The sequence below is a fragment of the Phytobacter sp. MRY16-398 genome (assembly GCF_003925915.1).
GTDB classification, from domain to species: domain Bacteria; phylum Pseudomonadota; class Gammaproteobacteria; order Enterobacterales; family Enterobacteriaceae; genus Phytobacter; species Phytobacter diazotrophicus.
In genome coordinates this window covers 3,311,385-3,332,141 of the sequence record NZ_AP018756.1, presented here as the reverse complement: position 1 = coordinate 3,332,141, position 20,757 = coordinate 3,311,385, and the positions used below count along the sequence as shown (strand labels likewise).

15 protein-coding genes are annotated in these 20,757 nt (G+C 55.8%); 10 read left to right on the top strand and 5 right to left on the bottom strand.

What is annotated here, in order from left to right:
- Positions 1-7: 7 nt before the first annotated feature.
- Positions 8-4,687: an ATP-dependent helicase gene (locus tag MRY16398_RS16295; protein ID WP_125124802.1), complete on the bottom strand. Its 4,680-nt coding sequence runs from the start codon at positions 4,685-4,687 to the stop codon at positions 8-10.
- A 200-nt stretch (positions 4,688-4,887) separates the two neighbouring features.
- On the opposite strand from MRY16398_RS16295, the gene MRY16398_RS30955 reads away from it, so the two are divergent.
- Positions 4,888-5,355 carry a hypothetical protein gene (locus MRY16398_RS30955; protein WP_232034340.1) on the top strand — a complete coding sequence of 156 codons (468 nt, stop codon included), beginning with the start codon at positions 4,888-4,890 and terminating at the stop codon, positions 5,353-5,355.
- Positions 5,356-5,434: 79 nt separating this feature from the next.
- Here the strand turns inward: MRY16398_RS30955 and MRY16398_RS30635 are convergent, their stop codons facing one another.
- Positions 5,435-5,998, bottom strand: a complete 564-nt coding sequence (locus MRY16398_RS30635; protein ID WP_172600662.1) for a fimbrial protein — start codon at positions 5,996-5,998, stop codon at positions 5,435-5,437.
- A gap of 941 nt (positions 5,999-6,939) precedes the next feature.
- On the opposite strand from MRY16398_RS30635, the gene MRY16398_RS31160 reads away from it, so the two are divergent.
- Positions 6,940-7,062: a hypothetical protein gene (locus tag MRY16398_RS31160; RefSeq protein ID WP_255498894.1), complete on the top strand. Its 123-nt coding sequence runs from the start codon at positions 6,940-6,942 to the stop codon at positions 7,060-7,062.
- Here MRY16398_RS31160 and MRY16398_RS16280 read toward each other — a convergent pair.
- From MRY16398_RS16280 to MRY16398_RS16270, 3 genes are read right to left on the bottom strand one after another with little or no spacing between them, the layout of a single operon-like run.
- A complete protein-coding gene (locus MRY16398_RS16280; protein WP_039079279.1) occupies positions 7,059-7,823 on the bottom strand; it encodes an inositol monophosphatase family protein in 765 nt (254 codons plus the stop codon). The two genes, MRY16398_RS31160 and MRY16398_RS16280, sit on opposite strands and share 4 nt — an antisense overlap.
- A gap of 9 nt (positions 7,824-7,832) precedes the next feature.
- Positions 7,833-8,852 carry a LacI family DNA-binding transcriptional regulator gene (locus tag MRY16398_RS16275; protein ID WP_079496588.1) on the bottom strand — a complete coding sequence of 340 codons (1,020 nt, stop codon included), beginning with the start codon at positions 8,850-8,852 and terminating at the stop codon, positions 7,833-7,835.
- On the bottom strand, positions 8,849-9,619 hold the full coding sequence (locus MRY16398_RS16270; RefSeq protein WP_125124800.1) for an MBL fold metallo-hydrolase: 771 nt from the start codon (positions 9,617-9,619) through the stop codon (positions 8,849-8,851). Before MRY16398_RS16270 ends, MRY16398_RS16275 begins: the two co-directional genes overlap by 4 nt.
- Positions 9,620-9,836: 217 nt before the next feature.
- Between MRY16398_RS16270 and MRY16398_RS16265 the strand changes: the two genes are divergently transcribed.
- The 8 genes from MRY16398_RS16265 (at position 9,837) to pgaA (ending at position 20,756) form a co-directional block, all read left to right on the top strand.
- The gene (locus MRY16398_RS16265; RefSeq protein WP_125124799.1) at positions 9,837-10,886 is read left to right on the top strand and encodes an ABC transporter ATP-binding protein; all 1,050 of its coding nucleotides are present in this window, start codon (positions 9,837-9,839) and stop codon (positions 10,884-10,886) included.
- Positions 10,887-10,915: 29 nt separating this feature from the next.
- Entirely contained in the window at positions 10,916-12,055 is a 1,140-nt protein-coding gene (locus MRY16398_RS16260; protein ID WP_125124798.1) for an ABC transporter substrate-binding protein, read from the top strand.
- 191 nt (positions 12,056-12,246) lie between these two features.
- Entirely contained in the window at positions 12,247-13,077 is an 831-nt protein-coding gene (locus MRY16398_RS16250; RefSeq protein WP_039079274.1) for an ABC transporter permease, read from the top strand.
- Positions 13,077-13,937, top strand: coding sequence for an ABC transporter permease (locus MRY16398_RS16245; RefSeq protein WP_079496823.1), 861 nt, complete (start codon positions 13,077-13,079; stop codon positions 13,935-13,937). The genes MRY16398_RS16250 and MRY16398_RS16245 overlap by 1 nt, the downstream gene beginning before the upstream one ends.
- Positions 13,938-14,035: 98 nt before the next feature.
- Positions 14,036-14,944 (top strand): LysR family transcriptional regulator, encoded by a 909-nt coding sequence (locus tag MRY16398_RS16240; protein ID WP_071194901.1) that lies wholly within the window; start codon positions 14,036-14,038, stop codon positions 14,942-14,944.
- A gap of 351 nt (positions 14,945-15,295) precedes the next feature.
- Positions 15,296-16,057: a Slam-dependent surface lipoprotein gene (locus tag MRY16398_RS16235; protein ID WP_107223278.1), complete on the top strand. Its 762-nt coding sequence runs from the start codon at positions 15,296-15,298 to the stop codon at positions 16,055-16,057.
- Between the two features lie 53 nt (positions 16,058-16,110).
- Positions 16,111-17,526, top strand: coding sequence for a porin family protein (locus MRY16398_RS16230; RefSeq protein WP_107223277.1), 1,416 nt, complete (start codon positions 16,111-16,113; stop codon positions 17,524-17,526).
- A 767-nt stretch (positions 17,527-18,293) separates the two neighbouring features.
- Positions 18,294-20,756 carry a poly-beta-1,6 N-acetyl-D-glucosamine export porin PgaA gene (pgaA, locus tag MRY16398_RS16225; protein WP_071194923.1) on the top strand — a complete coding sequence of 821 codons (2,463 nt, stop codon included), beginning with the start codon at positions 18,294-18,296 and terminating at the stop codon, positions 20,754-20,756.
- Position 20,757: the final 1 nt, after the last annotated feature.

The window sequence follows — 20,757 nt, the reverse complement described above, 5'->3', positions numbered from 1 at the left end:
AGGGGGGTTACCCCCAGTCCAGCCCGCGCGGTGAGCTGGAAAAACCGACCTCCCGCAGCAGGGTAAAGAGCGGCATCTGGCGTACAGGCGTGTCGTTAATCTCCTCCAGCGTGAAGTGCAGACGCGGCTCCCGGCGCAGCGCAACCGCCAGCGCACGGAAGACCTGCCCGGCGATGGCCTCGTCATCGTCCATCCAGACAATCATCTTTTTTCCGCCCTGAGCAAGGTAGAGGCGCAGTATGCCCCCGGCAATCACAATCAGCGCGCCATTGCGGCGAGTCGGCACCAGTGAGGAAGGATGAACCGGCCACGGCAATTGCGTACCGAAGGGGTTCGCCGGATCGCTGGCAGACAGCGCAACCGGCGTGAAGACCGCTTTTTCAGGTTGTGTCGTCGACAGCTCGCGCAGACGGTCAATGGTCAGCCGTTCGGCAAATTGCGTACCGCCCATCCCGTCTACAAAACGCCCGCGCAGAATACGCCCGGCATCTTCCATATTGCGATAGACGGTCTGCATCGCCGGAAAACCGCCAGGCAGGTTCTCCATCATCACCGCCCGTCGGCTGACTATGCCGTAGCGGTCGAGCATATTGTCTGCCAGCGCAAGTAACCATTCGGTGTCACTGAGTGTATCGGCGAGCAACAACGACCAGCGCCCGGCAAGCGTCGGCGTACTGAACGACATGTGCACCGCCCTGGCCGGGTGGGGCGCCAGCGCCGGACGCCCGCGTCGGCTTCGAACGCGACGCTGAGATGACGGGCGGGACGTGCTCCCCATGCGGGATAACGCGCGCAGAGGCGACCAGATATCGGTGGTGATATACCCCAGCCAGACCAGCCCCCACAGCGCTTCATGCAGGGCATCTGGCGTCAGCGTCTCATCGCCTGGGGCGCGGTGCGAATCAATAAGCGCGCTGAGCTGGTGGGCGAACCAGGCTCCGCCGTTGGCAAGTGCCGCCAGAATGTCCCGCTGTAGCGAAGAGAGTGCCGCGCTGTCTGCGTGCGGCACGCTCAGGGTTTCCGCTGCATACTCCTGGATATGCAGGGCGACCAGCCCGTCATCATCACCAAGTTTTTTCTGCCCGGACCAGATCACTTCGCCCGTTGAAAGCAGCTCATCAAGCATCTCCGGGGCGTAGTCCCGCACGCGTGCGGGTAAAATCTGGCTTTCCCACAGCGTTGCCGGTAAGCCCAGTCCGGCCAGTTGCTCGATAACGCGCAGGACGCCGTCAACGCCTTCAAACACGCCGCCGGATAAGTTGCTATGAAACGCCGGGCTGCCATCAGACCCGGCAAGCAACCCCTGGCGCTCCAGCAGCAGGCGGGTAAAAGCCGTCGCCGGGACCGGGCGTGTCGCTTCGCGGGCCGCTTGCAGCGAGCGGATACGCAGGCGACGGAAAATCTCTTCACCCACCCAGTCTGAGGGGGAGCGCGCGTCTGGCTGTGCGGGTTTCCCGGCGCGCAGGCGCATTACTTTGCCCTGGTCGCGCAATTTTTCCAGCGCCTCTTGCGCCACGGCGACGCCAAGGCCGAAGGCGAGGGCGATCTGCTGGACGGTAAACAACGTGTGGGTCTGAACATAGCGCAAAAATAAGTCAGCGAGCGGGGTCGCCACCGGATTAAGCCAGATGTCGGGCAGATCCGCTGGCAACCGTACCCCCAACGCATCCCGAAGCCGTGCGGCATCGTCCATACAGGCGATGCGCTGGCTTTCGCCAATCGTGACCCCAAAGGCGCGCCGTTCCGCCAGCAGTTCCTCCAGCCAGAGGTTAACCGCATCCCGATTCTCCCGGTGGCGCGCGGCGAGATCGTCTGGCGTCATCGGGCCCAGTTCGCGCAGCAGGTCAAAAAGGCCTTCTTTGCCACGGGCTTTGCGATCGGGGGCCAGGCGCTGCAACTCATCGTCGATCTGGCGAATGACCAACGGATCGAGCAGCTCACCGGGATCGGCCTGGCCCAGCAAGTTACCCAGCAGTTCGCTATCCAGAGACAATACCGAGGCCCGGCGTTCGGCGAGCGGGGCATCGGACTCATACATAAATTCTGCCACATAGCCAAAGAGCAGGCTGGCGGCGAAAGGCGACGGGGTGGTCGTCGTCACCCCGGAAATCTGCACTTCCCCGGTGTTCAGGCGGCGCATCAGCCTGTCCAGCGCGGGCAGGTCGTACACGTCCTGCAGACACTCGCGTACGGTTTCCAGCAAGATGGGGAAATCCGCATAGCCGCGTGCGATCTCCAGCAACTGACCCGCACGCAGGCGCTGTTGCCAGAGGGGGGAGCGACGGCCAGGCGTGCGCCCAGGCATAAGCAATGCGCGCGCGGCGCACTCGCGAAAACGGGCGGCAAATAACGCAGAGTTGCCCACCGCATCCCGGACAAGTCGGCCTAATTTTTCGGGTTCGAAAAGAAATACGTCGGCGTCCGGCGTTTTTCCCTCGGTATCCGGTAGCCTGGCGACGATACCGTCGTCACTGGCGACAATGGAGGCGTCTGCCCCCCATAACGCGTGAAGACGTCCGGCGATCGCCAGCGCCCAGGGTTCATGCACCCGACGGCCATACGGCGAATGCAGGATGACGCGCCAGTCGCCCATTTCATCGCGACAGCGCTCGAGCACCAGATGTCGGCTGCCCGGAATGATCCCCGTGGCGCTGCGTTGCTCCTCAATGAGCCCTTTGATGTTGGCAAGCGCGTTTTCATCGTGGCTTAACCCCGGCAAGGCGAGCGCGTTGGGTGAGGCGAGAAATGCCTCGTCGGCAAGGGCATGCATAAAATCACCGATCAGTTCGCCGAGTTCGGCGGGACGCCCGTTCCCTTCGCCGCGCCAGAACGGCAGCCTGGCGGAGCGACCGGGGGCCGGGGTCACAATCACCTGGTCATGAGTGATTTGCTGGATGCGCCAGGAGGTGGCCCCCAGAGTGATGATGTCATTGACGCGGGACTCGTAGACCATCTCTTCATCAAGCTCGCCCACCCGCCGGGCACCTGGCTGTTCTTCCCCTTCCGGGAGCAGGACGCTGAACATTCCCCGGTCAGGGATGGTGCCGCCGCTGGTCACCGCCAGCAGATGCGCGCCGGGGCGGGCGGTGAGCTGGCCGCTCTCCCGCTGCCAGATAATCCGTGGCCGGAAAGCAGAGAAATCACCGGAAGGATAGCGTCCCGCCAGCATATCAAGCGTGGCGTCAAAGACATCCCGTGGCAGCGCTTTCCACGGCGCTGCGCGACAAACGGTGGCATACCAGTCATCCACGTTTAGCGCATCCATGGCAACGGCGGCGACAGTTTGCTGGGCCAGCACATCAAGGGGATTTCGCGGCGGGGTCAGGGTCTCGAGTTTACCCGCCAGCATACATTCGACCACGACCGTGGAATCAATCAGCTCACGCCGGGTGCGCGGATAGAAAAGGGCTTTCGATATACCGCCCACCTGATGTCCGGCGCGGCCGATACGCTGTAAGCCGCTGGCAACAGAAAGGGGGGAGGCAATCTGAATAACCAGATCCACTGCCCCCATATCAATCCCCAGTTCAAGGCTTGATGTGGCGACCACGCAGCGCAATTCCCCGGATTTCAGCGCCTGTTCCGTGATGGCCCTTTGTTCTTTTGATACGGAGCCATGATGCGAACGGGCGATAAACACCTGCCCGGTTTGTGCACGGTTGGATGTCGCCCCGGAGGACGAAACAAAGTGCGCAGAGTCGCTTTGTTCTTCGGGCGCTTCTGCCATGCGTGAGGCAAAGAGTTCATTGAGCCGGGCAGTCAGTTTTTCCGCAAGACCGCGGGAGTTGGTAAACACAATGGTCGAGTTGTGGCTGAGTACCTGGTCGAGGATACCGGATTCGATATGCGGCCAGATGGAGCCTTCTCTGCCCGCGTGGCTGATTTCCCCGGTTCCGGCGCTGGTGGAGAGGACGTCATCGAGATTGGTAACGGGCACCACAATACGAATATCCGGATGGCGAAGGGCCGGTGGGTTGACCACGGTAACCGGGCGATCGCCCCCCAGAAACTGCGCAACATCGTCCGGTGAACGCACCGTCGCGGACAGGCCAATACGTTGGGCTGGTCTGGCAAGCAGGGCATCTAACCGCTCCAGGCTGAGGGCCAGATGCGCGCCACGTTTGTTGCCCGCCACCGCATGGACTTCATCGACGATAACCGTTTCGACACCGCGCAATGTTTCGCGTGCCCTGGAGGTGAGCATCAGGTAGAGCGACTCCGGCGTGGTGATGAGGATATCAGGAGGATGGCGCACAAGCGTTGCCCGCTCCTGAGAAGAGGTGTCGCCTGTACGCATCGCCACGCGGATTGCCACTTCCGGCGCGCCGTGTTTTTTCCGCTGCTCGCTGATGCCCTGTAACGGGATCTGTAAGTTGCGCTGAATGTCGCTGCCCAGGGCTTTTATCGGCGAGATATAGAGAATGCGCGTGGTTTTTTTTCTCTCGACCGCCTCCTCAGCGGGGGCGTCACCTTCACGATAAAGCTGGTCCAGGGCGTAGAGAAAGGCCGCCAGCGTTTTACCTGAACCGGTAGGCGCGATGGCGAGCACATGTTCCCCGGCATTGGTTGCCGCCCATGTCTGCGCCTGTACCGGCGTGGGGTGCTGAAAAGCGCAGACAAACCAGTCGCGGGTGGCGGGCGAAAAGATCTCAGCCAGTACGGAGGGTAAAATGGTTTTCTTTGACATCTTTCCTGCTCCCTGTGATGTCTGCCGCGACCGGAATAGTAATTAGGGTAGAAGGATAAGTGTAACGCAGACGCCGGGGGTTGAGCCGATGGGATTTTGCCCTTAATAACAATGACGTGATGGTTTACGCAGAATTTAATATCCCCGGATAGACATTACGGATATCGTAAATACGGCGTTTATTCGGGATGAGGGTTGAGATGAAGATCTACTGGAGTGGCAAAGATATTCCGGAGCTTGCGGGGCTGCCTGCCAGCGTCGGCCATAAAAATTACAAAGAAGCCCGATCGCGTGCCAACAGCCATGTGGAGACCTGGCTGGGGGGCGTTGTTTATTTGGGTTTGATGGTGGGGCTCTCTGTCGTTTTTGATCGCGTTTTCCCTGGTAAAGGGACATTCGCACACAGTTTTGTGACCATTATTTGCGCGTTGCTGCCCGCCACCTTTATCTGGAATCAGATCATGATTTATGTCATGCGCAAATATTATACGCATATCCTCGTACGCAGGTCGGCGGCGTGCGGAGAAGTAGAGAAAACGGCGGAACGGCTGATGGATGAAGCTGATGAGCGTGAGTTTCAGCAATGGCGCGTGCTGCGGCGGTTTGGTCGGTGGGGGCTGTTTATTGTGATGCTGGCGGCTATCTGTAGTCTGGCGACATCGGTGTAGCGATACGGAACCCGGATGGCGGCGCAAGCGCCTGATCCGGGCTACTAAATGCAACAATTTCAAACGGTTGAAACGGCGATTACTGGTAGTTGGCGAAAATTTCAACAATTGCATTCGCCGGGCCGGGCTGCACCGTGCCGGTGGTACGCACATAACGTGCCGCCATATTCACCGTGCCGTCGCCGGAAACTGTGGCGCTTCCCACGGCAAAAGGCCCTGCCGCGATATTGCTGCTGATGGTGCTGGCATCGGTGGCCGTGTTCAGCTTGACCGGCTTTGTGGGGTTGCCGCTGTTCTGGCTGGCGTAATCACCCCATGCCAGTTGGATGCCCACGCCTTGCGCCCCGGTGCCGTCAAGCGCGAAGATACCTTTATCGGTATTAATCACTGTGGTGCGGGGGACGACTTTGATCGTTACGGCCTTATTCCCCGTAAACGTGGATATATTAGCGGGGTTCTGATAGGAGCCATAGGCAGCAGGGCAGATTAGCCGGAAGCTGGCATCCACCCATGGCGTACCGTAACCCTCTGGGGCATTGGTCGGAATATTGCGCTTACCCATCTGCACCGTTTTTGCCGCATTGACAAATTCACAGGTGCCGGAATAGATAGACGTAGTGATTCGCGGGATGATCTCATTCACAATACACTGATCCCCCGTCCATTTGGTATTACACGTCCCAAAGGTGTCTCCGGCCACAGGGCCAACTGTTTGGTAAACCTCAGGGCCGGTAACCGTCACTTGCCCGTAGGGAAGCGTATCGGTTGCCGATGAATACCGCCATAAACGCACGAAGACCCAGGGATTGATTATGAGGCCAGTCGAAATATAAGGCTGCGTAAATTTTTGCAATAGATTACTGGTGTTTGGCGACCACGGGGGGATCGGCTTTCCATTATTTTGCGAAGCACTATCAGCATCGTTATAGGAGATGCCAATCCCGTCAATATTCGTTTTATAGATTTTGTAACCGGGCTGCTGACCAACGCAAACTTCGGAGGAGTTTAGATTTGTTGCAAGGTAATAAACCGTACTTACATTTGCGTTTGGCAATACGTTGTTCGCTGGTGCCAGATTTAGTGATAATCCGGTAAGCATTGTGCAGTTCGGAATACCAGTGCCTAATGTGACGTTGGGGGGATAAAGTGTCGCCATATAATCTATCGTACCTGTCACGGTATAACTCACTGTGGCTGCATTAAGTTCCCCGCTGCCTAAAGCCCCGATAATACAGCCCGCCACTATTACTAATCGCATCATGCCTCTCCTTGGTTCTAACACCGTCCTGAAGGGGCACAGTACAATAACTCACCACAGAAAGATATTATATCTTCCCAAGTTACGGATTTGTCGGGTGTTTTTCGCTCAAACGATAAATCACGACAATACGTTTTTCGGCTTATATTTTTGCGGGTAATAGAAACCCTGACCGGGCGAGGTTGCTCGCGGTCATCAGGGTTTTCCTTCTGTACGGGAAGGCGATGGGATGCATCCGATGATGTGGCGGGTATGATGCATGGACGGTGAATTATTTTCAATACAAATCAGATTGGCAATCCAATATATGAGGCTTATTTGTTATTGTGCGCAACCGAACCCGAATGGCGGCGCAAGCGCCTGATCCGGGCTATCACAAGCGTGAAGGTGAGCAGGTAGCCCCGGTAAGCGGTAGCGCCACCGGGGAGTTTCTTGCAGGAAGAGGTTAGTGACCAACCAGCAGAGCGGAAAGACGCGCCTGCACATCGACGCAACCGGCCAGCACCAGATTGCCATTGATCAGCCCATTATCGGCGAGAAACGCATTACTGGTGCCGCCTGCTTCAACAATAAGCAACAGTCCCGCCAGCGCATCCCAGCTATTCATATGCTCCTCATAATAGGCATGCACCTGCCCGGTGGCGACGTGGGCCAGCATCAGCGCCCCGGCACCAAACCGGCGATACTCCATACCTGCATTGATCACACGGGCAATCGTGCGGGTATAGTTTTCCACCGGCGCGCGGCTCGAGCGCCCCATCCCAATAATCACCGTATCCGGATCCGGCTCGCGTAGCGTCAAACGCTGCTCGTTAAGAAACGCTCCCTTGCCACGGCGGGCAACGAAAAACTCATCACGATCCGGGGCATAGACAATCCCCAGTTCAATCACGTTATGGCGAACATAAGCCAGCGAAATACACCAGTAATCCATCCCCTGAATATAATTGGTGGTCCCGTCGATAGGGTCGAGCACCCAGGTACCTTGCTCACCTCCTTGCAGACCACTCTCTTCTCCGAGGAAACCATCCTGTGGGCAGTGGCTGTTGAGCCAGCTTTTGACCTCCTTTTCGACAAACAGATCCGCATGAGATACAAAATCCTGGCGGGCCTTTTTATCGACCTGTAACCCCGCGTTACGTAATGCCTGCGCCTGTGCGCCCAACTGGCGAATCAATGCACATAATGACTGCTGCTGTTCTTCCGTCATGGCCTGCTCTTATTGAGATAATGGCGACGTGCGCCGATGAATTAATTGCACATCCACCCATGTCGTGCGCGAAGGCTGTTGCGGATCGTCGGCCCGTTCCAGCAGGCGGGTTAAAGCCTGGCGGGAAATTTCCGCAACATCCTGATGCAGGGTGGTCAGTTGATAACTGTATTGCGCCGTTTGTGGCGTATTGTCAAAACCAATGAGCTGAAAATCGTCCGGGGCGTGTCTGCCGCGCTGGCGCATCCCGTCAAGAAAACCGCAGGCGAGCTGCGCATTGGCACAGAAGATGCCCTCAAGATTCGCATCTGCGCTTAAAGCCGCCTGAACACCCCCGTCGTACCCCTCCGTAGGGGCGATGAGCGCCTGCAGATCGCGCGTGGTATCCACACCGAGTGCCTGCAACGCCTGATAAAACGCATCGCCACGCATCCGCCCGGCCCAGGTGGAGTGAGACGTATTGAGCCAGCCGAAACGTCGGCAGCCATTGCCGACCAGTTGCCCGGCGGCGAGCGTCGCGCCGCAGACATTGTCGGAACAGACATAATCCACAAACGGGATATCCGGCTGACGGTTGATACCCACCACCGGGATCTGTTGTGAAACGCACTCGTTGACCAGTGATTCCGGTGGTTGCCCGGAGGTGACGATGACCCCGGAGACGCGAAACTGGGCAAAGCGACGCAGCGTGCGGGCCAGATCCTGCTCGCTGCGAATTTCGCTCACCAGTGCCTGAAAACCGCGACGCTGGATCTCGCCAAGCAGAGCGTCAAGCAAACTACTGCGAAACGGATCGCTGATGCGCGAGACCATGACCCCAATCAGATGACTGCGGCGGCGATTCAGCCCCTGGGCGAGGAAATTGACCTGATAGCCGAGCTCCTCTGCCGCGCGCAATACACGCTCACGGGTGTCGGGAGAGATACTGCCGTTATTGCTGAGCGCGCGGGAGACCACCGCCCGCGAGACGCCCGCCCGGTGGGCGACATCCTGCGCGGTCACGCTCTGTTTACGAGGCAGGGCGCTCATGCCGGGCGTTCCTCACCGTCAATCTGGGGCGTATCCAGTGGCAACTGGAGGCCGTCGTGACTGACAAACAGGCCATCCCAGGGCTGACAGGCGGTCTTAAGATCATCGAGTATCGCGTCATAGCAGTGGTAGAGCCCAAAAGCCGGGATAGCCAGTTGCCGGAAAAGCGCCAGACAGGAGGGGAAATCGCCGTGTGAGGCATCGTCGCTGAGCGCGGTCAGTGAAGCGCACTCCTGAAAGGCGAGGTCGGCCCCGGCCATTAACGCGATGGACGCCGCCGTCGGGCGACCGTCGCCGCTATAAAACAGCGTCCGCCCGCCAAAGGTAATGCGAATGGCGCGGTTGGTCAGTTCATGCCGGGTTTCGGCGGTGCGAATATGCCAGTCGTGCCAGTGCCATGCGTCGGTGGTGTCGCGCCAGTCGAGATCGAAACTCAGGGTGGTCTGCGGCCAGTTAGCCAGCGCCGCCAGTTGCATCAGTACCGGGCGCTGCTGTGGCTGACAATAGATAACCAGCGGTTTCTGGCGCGAGAAGCTTTTCCAGTAGTTCAGCAGAGCCGTCAGCCCGACGCAGTGATCCGGGTGGACATGGGTGAAATAGATAACGTCGATATCGTTGATATCCCCTCCGCGCTGCCAGAGTGCCCGGGGAATAGTGGGGCCGCAGTCGATTAACCATTGCCGGTTCGCCTCGTCAATAACCCGCAGCGCAGAGGTATTTTGTTCACGGGAGAAAGCGCTACCGCAGCCAAGAACATCGATTTTCATTTTTCCCTCACCAAAAATTTTTTAGGCTTCTGAGCACTGCCCTGGGCCAAACGGATAAATAAAATAGCCTGATGACCAGAGTCTTAATTAAATTGTCACAAATACCCGACAAAGTAGGCTCACATAATGTCGAGTCAACATTGCATTTTTTTTACATTCGAATGAACACGTGTTCATCGGCGTGAAAAAATAAGCAGCGATTTTTTGGGTAGCGAATATGAGTTATTTACAGATAAGCGGTCTTAAAATTAGCTATGGCGATAAGGTCGTGCTGCATAATATCGATCTGCAGGTCGAAAAAGGGGAAATGATTGCCCTGCTGGGCCCGTCGGGCTGTGGAAAAACCACACTGTTAAATGCGCTGTGCGGTTTTATTCCGGTACAAAGCGGGGAGATTGCCGTTGCCCATCGCGATATTACCCACAGCGCGCCAGAGCAGCGCAATATCACCATGGTGTTTCAGAGCTACGCGTTGTGGCCGCATCTGACGGTGGCGCGCAATATTGGCTACGGGTTAAAGCTGCGCAAATGGCGCCGCGACGACATTGACCGCCGGGTTACGGATCTGCTGAACATTGTCAATCTCACCGGTCTTGCGGATGTGAAGGTGACAGAACTTTCCGGCGGCCAGCGCCAGCGTGTCGCTCTGGCGCGTGCCCTGGCGATCGAACCCGACGTGCTGGTGCTTGATGAACCCCTGTCGAACCTCGATGCCAAAGTCCGCCTCAATGTGCGTCATGAAATTAAGGCGCTGCAAAAACGCCTCGGATTCACCTCATTAATTGTTACTCACGATCAGCAGGAAGCGCTGGTAATGGCCGATCGTATTGCGGTGTTAAATAATGGCCGAATCGAGCAGATAGGCACCCCGGAGGATATTTATCAGCGTCCGGCAACGCCTTTTGTTGCCGATTTTATGGGGGCCGATAATAAAATTCCCGCAAACGAACTCTTTGCCGTGCAGAATATTTCCCTGCGTACCCAGGGGAAATATTCAGCCGACGATTTCCGTGACCGCACTCTTTATTTTCGCAGCGCCGATGCGGCGCTCAGTGCATTAAGTACGGGCACCCCAGAAGAGGGGTTAACGCTCAATGGCGTTGTCGAGCAAAGTGCGTTTCTTGGCAATTTATATCGCCACAGCGTGCGCTGCCAGGATCGACTGTTACTGGCGGATTCAACACAGTGCTGGCCCGCGCAGTCAACCGTCCGGCTCCACGTCCCGGCACCCGCGTTACATATTTTTCCATCATCACAAGCAAGTTGACATCATCGTGTTCATTTTGGGGATAGACCATGTTTATTAAAACGAAAGCTGCGGTAGTGACTGCATTGTTTTTGAGCTACGGCGCACAGGCCGACACCATCCTGAACGTTGCCACAGCAGGCGATCAGAATATGGTGGATTACGTAAAAACCTGGCTGGGGCCGAAATTTGAAGCGGCGCATCCTGGCGTCAAAGTCCAGGTGGTGGGCACCGGTCCGGGCGATGCCGGTTCGAACAAAATCATCGAGAAACTGACCGCGCAAAAAGAGAGCGACGCGAAAACCTGGGATATTGATGTGGCGGTCGTTCACCAAAAAGCCGGTGGCGAACTGGTGGAAAAGGGGCTGCTTGCGAAATACCGTCAGCAGATCAGCACCGGCAGCATGGTGAGCGCGGATAACGCGAAAAATGCTCTCGGCGTGAATGTCGACGGGTACGTCATGCCGATGTTTTTAAGCCAGACCGCTATCGCCTGGAACAGCGAGGCGATCAAAATCCCGCCTGCCTCCTACGATGAACTGGTGAACTGGGCGCAGAAAAACCCGCAGGCCTTTGGCTATAACGGGATCAAGAATGGTATGTCCGGCGTGAGCTTTGTGGTGGGCTGGATCTACGCTTATGGTACGGATGCTCAGCGTCTGTCCGCACTGCCTTACGACAAAGGCGTGGAGAAAAACTGGAGTCAGGCGTTCGAGAAGTTAAAGGCATTCAACAAGAACGTGACCTTCACGCCAGGCAATGCCGGGACGCTCGATATGCTCAGCCGTGGCGAGATCACGATGGGGCCGGTGTGGGTGGATATGTTCTATAGCTGGAAAGATCAGGGCAAGCTGCCGCCGTCCATCAAACTGACGCTGCTTTCGCCGGGTATGCCAGGGCAACCGATGTACTACGTCACCCCGGCAAAGGCGGCAAATCCGCAGCTTGCGCGTGAGTTTATCGAGCTGGCAACCAGCCCGGACGTACAGGCGCAAGGCATTGTGAAACAGTTTAACTGGTACCCGGGTATTGATGCCGAACATGTGAAGCCGAAGCTGGATCCGGCGACCTGGCAGAAACTGTTTGCGGAAATTTCGCCGAAAGCGCTGGCGGATTACGGCAAAAGCTTCCCGATTACCCCTTACTTTGACGACATAAAAGAGGGCTATGAAAGCCAGGTCGCCAATTAATCATACCCGTCATACTTCAAGCTGCAGGTGCGTTGGCTACACGCGTTCACCCGAATCACTTACCGGCGTAAGCGCATCGGGATTTACTCGTTTGCCGCCTGCCTGCAACTGGAATTATTGAGGGTATACCGTCAATGTTCAGGCGCGACACGACGTCGCCCTGAGCTTTTTTTCTGACACCAGGTTTTGCTATGCGCCGTTCGTTGAAAAATGTGTTACTGGTCGCGCCTGCCGCGCTGATGATTGCGGTACTCTTTTTATATCCGCTGGGGTTCTCGCTGGTTGCCGCGTTTACTGACGATGCCCGAAAGCTAACGCTGGCTCATTTCAGTAAAGTCTACGCGCTCTATTCCAGCGATATTGCCTTTACGCTGGTGATTGTGCTGGTTTCAGTCGCGCTGCTGGCGGTGATTTCCATCACCCTCTCGGCGGTGATCACCTTGTCACCCTGTCGGCCCATCGTGCGGATGCTGGGGTTTTTGTACCGCCTGCCGCTGTTTATCCCCTTTATTGTGGCCGCGCAGATGATGCGCACTTTTCTGGCGAAAAACGGCCTGATGAACAATGCACTGGTGGCAACCGATCTCTTTACGCCGCTGGAGACCGTCTCCTGGCTGGGCTGGAAAGGGATCATCATCACCTTTGTCTGGAAACAACTGGCGTTCGCCACGCTGCTTATCTGCGGCGCGATGGCGGCGCTGGAGCAGTCACAGATACTGGCCGCCCGAAATCTTGGGGCCTCGCGTCCACGTATTCTGTTCGACATCATCCTGCCGCAGGTATTACCCGCCATCGGCGTGGCGCTGGTGCTCTCCACCGTAACCATGATGTCGGTGCTGTCCGTGCCGCTGATGATCGGTGTGGGGACGCCAACGATGATGACCGTGGATATGGCGTTTCGCGTTAACTCCTACGGTGACTATGCCGTGGCAAACGCGCTTGGCGTGGTGTCGCTACTGATTTGTGGCGCGCTGTCGTGGTTCTACCTGCGCCACAGTCTGCAACAGAAGGGAGGCGAATGATGAAAGAGGCAACAATGACATTACCGGAAACATGGCTTGCGAAAGGGCGCAGGAAACTGAGCGCCAGCCTGCCTCTGCAAACGCTGCTGTTGCTTTTTATGCTGTTGGCGATGTTTGGCCCGTTATTGAATTTACTTATCTGGACGGTGGCGGAGAGTTGGTTTTTCCCTCATGCGCTGCCCGGTCAGTGGGGGCTGAAATACTGGTATCAGGTGTTCAGCCCCTATAGTGATGTCTCCGGCTCGCTGCTCACCAGCGTGTTTATCGCCGTGTTGTCGGTGGCCGTCTGCCTGCTGATTTCGGTCCCGGCGGGGTATGCGCTCTCACGGCGCGGGATGCCGCTGCGGGTGCTGTTTATGCTGCTGTTTTTGATTCCGCAGGCGTTCCCGAACCTGACGGTATATATGAATATCGCCCGGCTGTTCTATCAGTGGGGTCTCAATGGCACGATAGCCGGCGTGGTGCTGGTGCACAGCGTACACGGCCTGATGTATTCGGTATGGATCTGCGTGGCGGCGTTTTCCGCCGTGGATCCGCTGCTGGCGAGGGCGTCACGGAATCTCGGGGCCGGGCCAGTCTACACCTTCTGGCATATCGTGCTGCCGCAGGCCTCGCCGGGCATTATCGCCGCCAGTATTTTTGTCTTCCTCGAATCGCTCGATGAGTTTACCGGCACCTTTTTCGTTGGTGCGCCGGACATCACCACCTTACCGCTGCTGCTGTATAACGCCAGTATGTCGGGGAACTATCAGGTGTCGTCCATTACCGCCCTGATTTTGCTGGTGCCGTCGCTGCTGTTTATGCTGGTCATCCATAAATTTATGCGCCCGGAGATGTTGTCAAAACTGGGGAAAGGGTAAACCCGAAATGGCAGGGCGGGAAACGGCCCGTGCCATTGCGCCTTCATCAAATAAATCACTACAATGCAAAATTATTATCGACGACAAATTGAGAATTTATGGAGCGCATCAGTGACATTTCGCTTTTCCTGCGGGTGGTGGATTTAGGCTCCATCAGCGCCGCCGCACGCAGTGAAAATCTCTCTCTGGCGGTGGCCAGCAAGCGAATACAACGCCTGGAGGAGAGCCTGGGGGCCAGGCTCCTCAACCGTACAACCCGGCGTCTTTATCCCACCCCGGAAGGGGAATTGCTGGCATCACAGGGGCGGCCGTTGATTGAGGCGTTAAATGCCCTTGGCGAGAGTTTGCATACCAGCCGCTCCGAAGTGACCGGGACTATCAGAGTCACGATGTCAGCGTCCTTCGGGCGTTTATACATTTCGCCGCTGCTGGCGGAATTTCAGTCGTTACATCCGGACGTCAATTTTGTGGCGCACCTCAGTGATGAAGTGGTCGATCTGGTAAAAGGGGGATACGACCTCGCTATCCGCATCGGCAATCTTAAAGACTCAAGCCTGGTCGCGCGACGGATCGCGCCAAACCGGCGCGTGTTGGTGGCGTCGCCCTCCTATCTGGCGCGACGCGGTGTGCCGCAGCATCCTGCCGAACTCGAAGCGCATGACGGATTACTGATGACGGACGCCGACGGCAAGCGGGATATCTGGACATTGCTCGCCCCTGGCGAGGGAACCTTTCGGGTAAAAATAAACAGCAAGATCGAGAGCAACTTCGGTGAATTGTTACGTGACGCGGCGGTATATGGACGGGGGATCTCACTCCAGTCTGTCTGGCATGTTGCCGATGATCTCAAGGCCGGGCGCTTGCAGATTGTCCTGCCTGATTATCCGGTGCAGGAGAGTTTTATTCACGCTGTCACACCCACACGCCTGATGCAGACGCCGCGCATTAAGGCCTTTATTGATTTTCTGCTGGAGAAGTTTGCCGAGCCTGCCCCCTGGGAGCGATAAGTCGGGAACAGAAACAGAGCCAGGCTGATTTCGGGTAATAACGCGCTAAATTGCCACGTTTGTCTATTTCTATTTCTGGATAGGGCAGTCATGACCCGTCCAGACACCTTATTATTTTTGTCACCATAAAACCGATAAAAATAAACTGCCGCTCAACATCCCCTTAAGTCAAATTAAAAAACAATGGCGTTAAAACCTACCAAAAATAAGTAAGTCGTTGTTAAGATTAATCTTAGAGTTAATCGTGAAGCGAATCTCTGTTAGAGATGCCATTATTTTTGACGTAAATTTATTCATAAAGATTATGTTACAAATTCTACGAATTTCTTCACAACAAAGGATGTTTGGCTCATGAAGAGTATAAAACCTGGCGTATTACTGACAGCCTTATTTCTGACCGCATGTGGCGGCGGTGGCGGCGGCGGTGGGGGCGATGACAGAGCGCCTGCGCAAACCACGACACCGGTTCAAACCGATAACGGCAATACCAATACCGGCAATACCAATACCGGCAGTACACCTGAAACCCCTTCCCAGGCTCCCGCGAGTCTTGCAACCGGCGGGACCCTTTCTGGTTATACCTACACCACGCCGCAAGGGTTTGCCTATACCATGCGTGGTACGGGGATCTCCGCAGGCTATGTGCAAACCCAGAGACTTGTACGCACGGACGGTACGCCCGTTTCGGCAACATCCTGGTGCTGTGGTCGTATGAGCTACACTACATTCGGTACCTGGACAAGTTTCGAAACTGGTCAACATGATGTTTTCTACACCGGTGATGCGACCGCGGTCGCCAATGTACCGACACAAGGCACGGCAACGTACGTTGGTAACGGCCTGCGTGAGAGCAATCGTAGCGATGCCACCTTCAATATTGATTTTGGCGCCAAAACCATCAACGGAAACATTGCCGCCAGCGATACCTTCGGCAGTGCAGTGACGATGCAGGGCAACATTGCTAACGGTGGTTTCTCCGGCAATGCGCAATCAGGCGGGCAGAACGGGACGTTTGTTGGTCATTTCAACGGCCCGGCAGCACAGGAATTGGGTGGTCTTGCCCAGTTCGCCGACAGCAGCAAAAACGCCTCCTTTGGTGCAACACGCCAGTAAAAGTGTTTCCGGCCAGCCCGCCTGGCCGGTGATTTCCTGATGGTAAGTAATTTATGAATGTCTTGCGTATTGGGGCACTGAGTGTGCTTTGCCCATTTGGTGCCGCCTTTGCCGCACCGCCAGAAACGAACGCTATTCCCGCCGCTCCCCATTTTGAACGTCTGACGACACCGGATACCTCCACACCATCCCGTGGAAAGACGCGGCATGTGACAAACGTTCAACTGGCTGAACAGCCCGCGCTGGCGATGGCGTTGCTCGATCAGGCCGTGCGGGACGGGCAATGGCAGGTGGTCAGCGCGATTTTGCCGGTTTACGAGGCATCGCCAAACCCGGATAACACGCTGATTCACTTCGCAAAAGCGGGGCTTGCCCGCAGTCAGGGCAATTATGCTCAGGCCATTGACCATTACCGTGCCATTCTCAGCCTGCACCCTGAATTTGCCGCGGTGCGGCTCGATCTGGCACGCGCGATGTTTGAAAATCATCAGTATGATGCGGCGGAATATCAATTTCGTCGGGTACTGCAAAGCAGCCCACCGGATAATATTCAACGTGTTATTGCGCAATATCTTGAACGCATTCAGAAAGGCAACGCGCTAACGGGGACGTTGAGTGTCAGCTATCTCAACGACAGTAACGTGAACAATGCGTCTTCAGGCAAAACGATCCGCGTTGGCGACCGTCTGTTTATCCGTAATAAAGACAGCTTCCCGCAACGGGGAGAGGGGCTGTGGTTTAGCGGTGCGATGCAAAAGGATGTGCAGCTTTATGATCAACACGGGCTGCGCTTTCTGGCTACCGTGAACGGGAAAAGCTACTGGAATAACCACAAGTTTGATGACATCACCAGCCGTCTCTATGCCGGATATCAGTGGCGCGATTTCCGCCAGCAGTTTGCGCTGCTGCCCTTTTATGAAAAACGCTGGTACGGCACCGAGAATTACTCCTCTGGTCCGGGCGTGCGTGCAGAGTACAGCTATCTGTTGTCGCCCACCTGGCAGGTGAGTCAGGCGCTTGAGTATCAGAAATTGTCTTACGATGATGATGCTTACCGTTTTCTTCGCGGCTATAACCGTTACACATCAACGACGTTATCGCATGCATTAAGTAGCCGGGTTTCCACCTATGCGGGCATCGATTTTCTCGATCAGCAAACTTTTGTTAAAAGCGAGTCCAGTCACCGGGTGGCCATACGTGGAGGAATACAGGTGGATTTACCCTGGCAGATCTCGTTTTCTGCCGGTTCAGCGTTTGCGCGCCGGGACTACCAGGCCGACAGCGAAATCTTTGCTACCCGCCGTAAAGATAGCGAACAGATCTATAACCTCTCGGTCTGGCATCGCGATCTCTATTTCTTTGGGGTGATGCCGAAACTGAATTTCAGCTATAAGCATGTGGACAGTAATATCGACTTTTATGACTATCGCCAGCGAAATGTGACGTTGTCACTTGATAAAAATTTCTGAATATCTGCACGTTAAACGGTAATAGCGGCCACATCATCGATTGCACCGATGTCGCCACAGGTTCTGCAATCGGCTTAACAGGTACATTGTTCTCTCCCCGGTAAGCGCCGGGGAACCGGCCCCGTGTTTTTCACCGTCACGGTGAGAAGGTGAGTTTTACAATACCTGGCCGGTAAAAAATAATGTCGCGCCCATACTGGCAATAACAGCATGCTTTTTATTAGCGATTGGCTAATCCCATAATCTCGAAATTTTGTGATGTGTGTCGGTAATACAGAAAATGATTTCCACCCTATACAATGATTGCCCCCTGATATGTCGCAACATTCCTATTTCAGTAAAGCGTTAGCAAAGAAGCCCACGATTTCAGGTGCTGAAACGTGTAATTCATGAGTCCCGGAATGAATAATCCTCTGGAGTGCATAGCCACCGGTAATGCCATCATCACCATGACCTGTACAGACTGACTGCATCCCCGGCCTGTCTGGGGTTTGAGGCGGTTGGCGTTATTTCTATTGTGGCGTAATAATATTTTTTTTATTTTCTTATGGCAAAATTAAAATAGTGAGGCTAACGTTTGTAAGCATTTTTATTTATTTTATTGCTTGCCATAGTTTGCATTTTAATAAATAAAAATAGGAGAAAAGTATGATATTTTTTTATTTCGTCATGCATTTGTAGGTCTGGTGTATTTATTAATTTTTCGTCATATTGCGGCAATAAATTAATGAAATGCTCACTTTCGATATAAAGGTGCAGGGATGGTTATGGTTACTCTTCATCGGCGTGTTAATTCAGTGAAACGGTTTAAATCAGGAACCTGCTTATTTGCAGTGAGCATGATGTTGCCATTTTTCGCCTATGGCGCGAACCCTGCCTACGATGAGCTGATTATTCAGGCACGAAAAGGGGATCGCCAGCCGCTGCTAACGTATCTCAATGCCCGTGAGCAAACTGCGCCGCTGACGCCAGAGCAAGTTGCCGACTGGCTACAGGTATCCGCTTGGGCAGATAACGATGCACAGACGCTGGAAGTATGGGGCCGCTATCAGGACAAAATGGTCATTCCGGTCCGCGGACAAATCGCCGTGGCACGCGCTCTGCGCAATCTGAAAAAGTGGGATGAATCACTGAATGTCTGGGAGCGCGTTTTGCGTGAGGAGCCCGACAACAACGACGCGCGAACCGGATGGATAATGACCCTCGCCGATGCCCGGCGTAACGAAGAGGCCATTACCGCCGCACAGCAGTGGGCAGAGCAGTCTCCTGGGCCGGAACGCGATGCGCTGCTGGCTTATGTTTACAAGGCGCAGGGTAAAAACTGGGATGCGTTACTCGCCGCGACCCGCGTTGATTCGGATTCACCGGCAAGCAAAAATGTGGTGCCGACACTGTTGTCTGCCATGACGGCTAACCGGATAGCCGGCCCCGCGCTGTCGCTTTACGAGCGCAACCCGCAGTCCGATGCGATCACCCGCCAGCTTGAACTCGATGCCGCCGCCCAGACAGTACGCGCGGCGTTTACACCCGCCCGCAACGAAGAAGAGCGCTATCTGGTGGCCGATCAGGCGCTTGCCCGCTATGACGCCTTCATCGCTGCCTGGAAAGATAACCCCGAGGCGCAAAAGGATGTGCGGCGCGCCAGAATCGACAGACTGGGTGCCCTGGTGATTCGCAAACGCAGTGCTGAGGTCATTGCCGAATATGAAGCGCTGGAGGCCGATGGAAAACACGTCCCCAATTATGCCCGGCGCTGGGTTGCCTCTGCCTGGCTTGCCGAGCGACAGCCTGATAAAGCGGAATCAATGCTGGAAGCGGTTTTCTACCCGCATGGCCCTGTCGCGGTGATGCCGCTCACCATGGATGACCAGCAAGACCTTTTCTATGCACGTCTCGACAATAATCACTTCGATAAAGCAAAGCAGCAACTGGACACCTACATCAGTAAAAGCCCTTACTTCATCTATTTCGAGGGTTCACCCACACCGCAACCTAACGATAACTGGCTGCTCGGTCAGTCATTGCTTATCGACTATTTCACGGCAACCAATGACTTAGCTGCCGCACAAAAACAAGCGCAAACGCTGGTGAGCAAGGCTGCGGGTAATCAGGATCTGCGTATTGCTTTAGCGTCGGTCTTGCTGGCGCGGGGCCTCCCGCACGCGGCAGAACGCGAACTTAAGCTTGCTGAGGTCATTGAACCCACCAACCTGGCGCTGGAGAGACAGCAGGCCTCGACGGCGCTGGAATTGCAGGAGTGGCGGCAGGCCAATGAACTGACCAGTGATGTGGTCGCACGCAGTCCCGATGATTTCGCTACCCGTCAGCTCGAACGCCTGCTGGCGGTACACAATAAAGCGGAGCTGCGTATCAGCGGCACGCAGGGGATTTCGTCGGACAGCCCCATTAGCGGCAAACATGATTTCACCCTGAACACCGCTCTCTACAGCCCGCCCATAAACGATAACTGGCGACTCTTTGCGGGCTATAACTTTGCCAGCGGTGAGTTTGAAGAAGGCAAGGGGATTAACCGCGATATTGGCGCCGGTGCTGAGTGGACCTCACGGGATAACTGGGCCGAACTGGAAGTGTCCGGGCATAACTACGGCGACGGGCAGAAAGTCGGTGGACGCCTGTCTGCCTGGCACGATTTTAATGACAACTGGCGGGTGGGTGGTTCGGCGGAGCGGTTATCGCGTAATACGCCGCTGCGTGCGTTACGCAATGGCGTAAGCTCCAACGGCGGCGACCTTTGGCTGCGTTGGTATCACAACGAACGTCGCGAATACCAGTTTTCACTGGCGGGCGCCCATTTTACGGACGGCAATGATCGCCTGGAGTACGGCATCAGCGGCAAAGAGCGGCTGTGGACCCGGCCGCGTTTTACGCTGGATTTCATCCCCGCCATCAACGGTAGCCACAACAGCAAAGACAATGCGCCTTATTACAACCCCAAACGTGACGTTTCAGCCGTTGCGGGCCTGCGCGCGGAGCACGTGATGTATCACCATTACGATACCGTCTGGAAACAGCAGTTTATCGTGGGCGCGGGGGGCTACTGGCAACAAGGACACAATAGCGGTGCCATTACTCAGCTTGGCTACGGGCAGCGCATTCAATGGAATAACGTAGTGGATGCCGGGGTGACGCTCTCCTGGGACAAACGTCCTTACGATGGCAAGCGTGAGCGAAATATCGCCCTCGCTTTTGATCTGAATGTCAGATTTTAAG

Excerpts from the sequence above, each read along its gene's own strand:
- MRY16398_RS16295 (WP_125124802.1), bottom strand. The coding sequence starts at position 4,687 with ATGTCAAAGAAAACCATTTTACCCTCCGTACTGGCTGAGATCTTTTCG.
- MRY16398_RS30955 (WP_232034340.1), top strand. The coding sequence starts at position 4,888 with ATGAAGATCTACTGGAGTGGCAAAGATATTCCGGAGCTTGCGGGGCTG.
- MRY16398_RS16280 (WP_039079279.1), bottom strand. The coding sequence starts at position 7,823 with ATGACGGAAGAACAGCAGCAGTCATTATGTGCATTGATTCGCCAGTTG.
- MRY16398_RS16275 (WP_079496588.1), bottom strand. The coding sequence starts at position 8,852 with ATGAGCGCCCTGCCTCGTAAACAGAGCGTGACCGCGCAGGATGTCGCC.
- MRY16398_RS16270 (WP_125124800.1), bottom strand. The coding sequence starts at position 9,619 with ATGAAAATCGATGTTCTTGGCTGCGGTAGCGCTTTCTCCCGTGAACAA.
- MRY16398_RS16265 (WP_125124799.1), top strand. The coding sequence starts at position 9,837 with ATGAGTTATTTACAGATAAGCGGTCTTAAAATTAGCTATGGCGATAAG.
- MRY16398_RS16260 (WP_125124798.1), top strand. The coding sequence starts at position 10,916 with ATGTTTATTAAAACGAAAGCTGCGGTAGTGACTGCATTGTTTTTGAGC.
- MRY16398_RS16250 (WP_039079274.1), top strand. The coding sequence starts at position 12,247 with ATGCGCCGTTCGTTGAAAAATGTGTTACTGGTCGCGCCTGCCGCGCTG.
- MRY16398_RS16245 (WP_079496823.1), top strand. The coding sequence starts at position 13,077 with ATGAAAGAGGCAACAATGACATTACCGGAAACATGGCTTGCGAAAGGG.
- MRY16398_RS16240 (WP_071194901.1), top strand. The coding sequence starts at position 14,036 with ATGGAGCGCATCAGTGACATTTCGCTTTTCCTGCGGGTGGTGGATTTA.
- MRY16398_RS16235 (WP_107223278.1), top strand. The coding sequence starts at position 15,296 with ATGAAGAGTATAAAACCTGGCGTATTACTGACAGCCTTATTTCTGACC.
- MRY16398_RS16230 (WP_107223277.1), top strand. The coding sequence starts at position 16,111 with ATGAATGTCTTGCGTATTGGGGCACTGAGTGTGCTTTGCCCATTTGGT.
- pgaA (WP_071194923.1), top strand. The coding sequence starts at position 18,294 with ATGGTTACTCTTCATCGGCGTGTTAATTCAGTGAAACGGTTTAAATCA.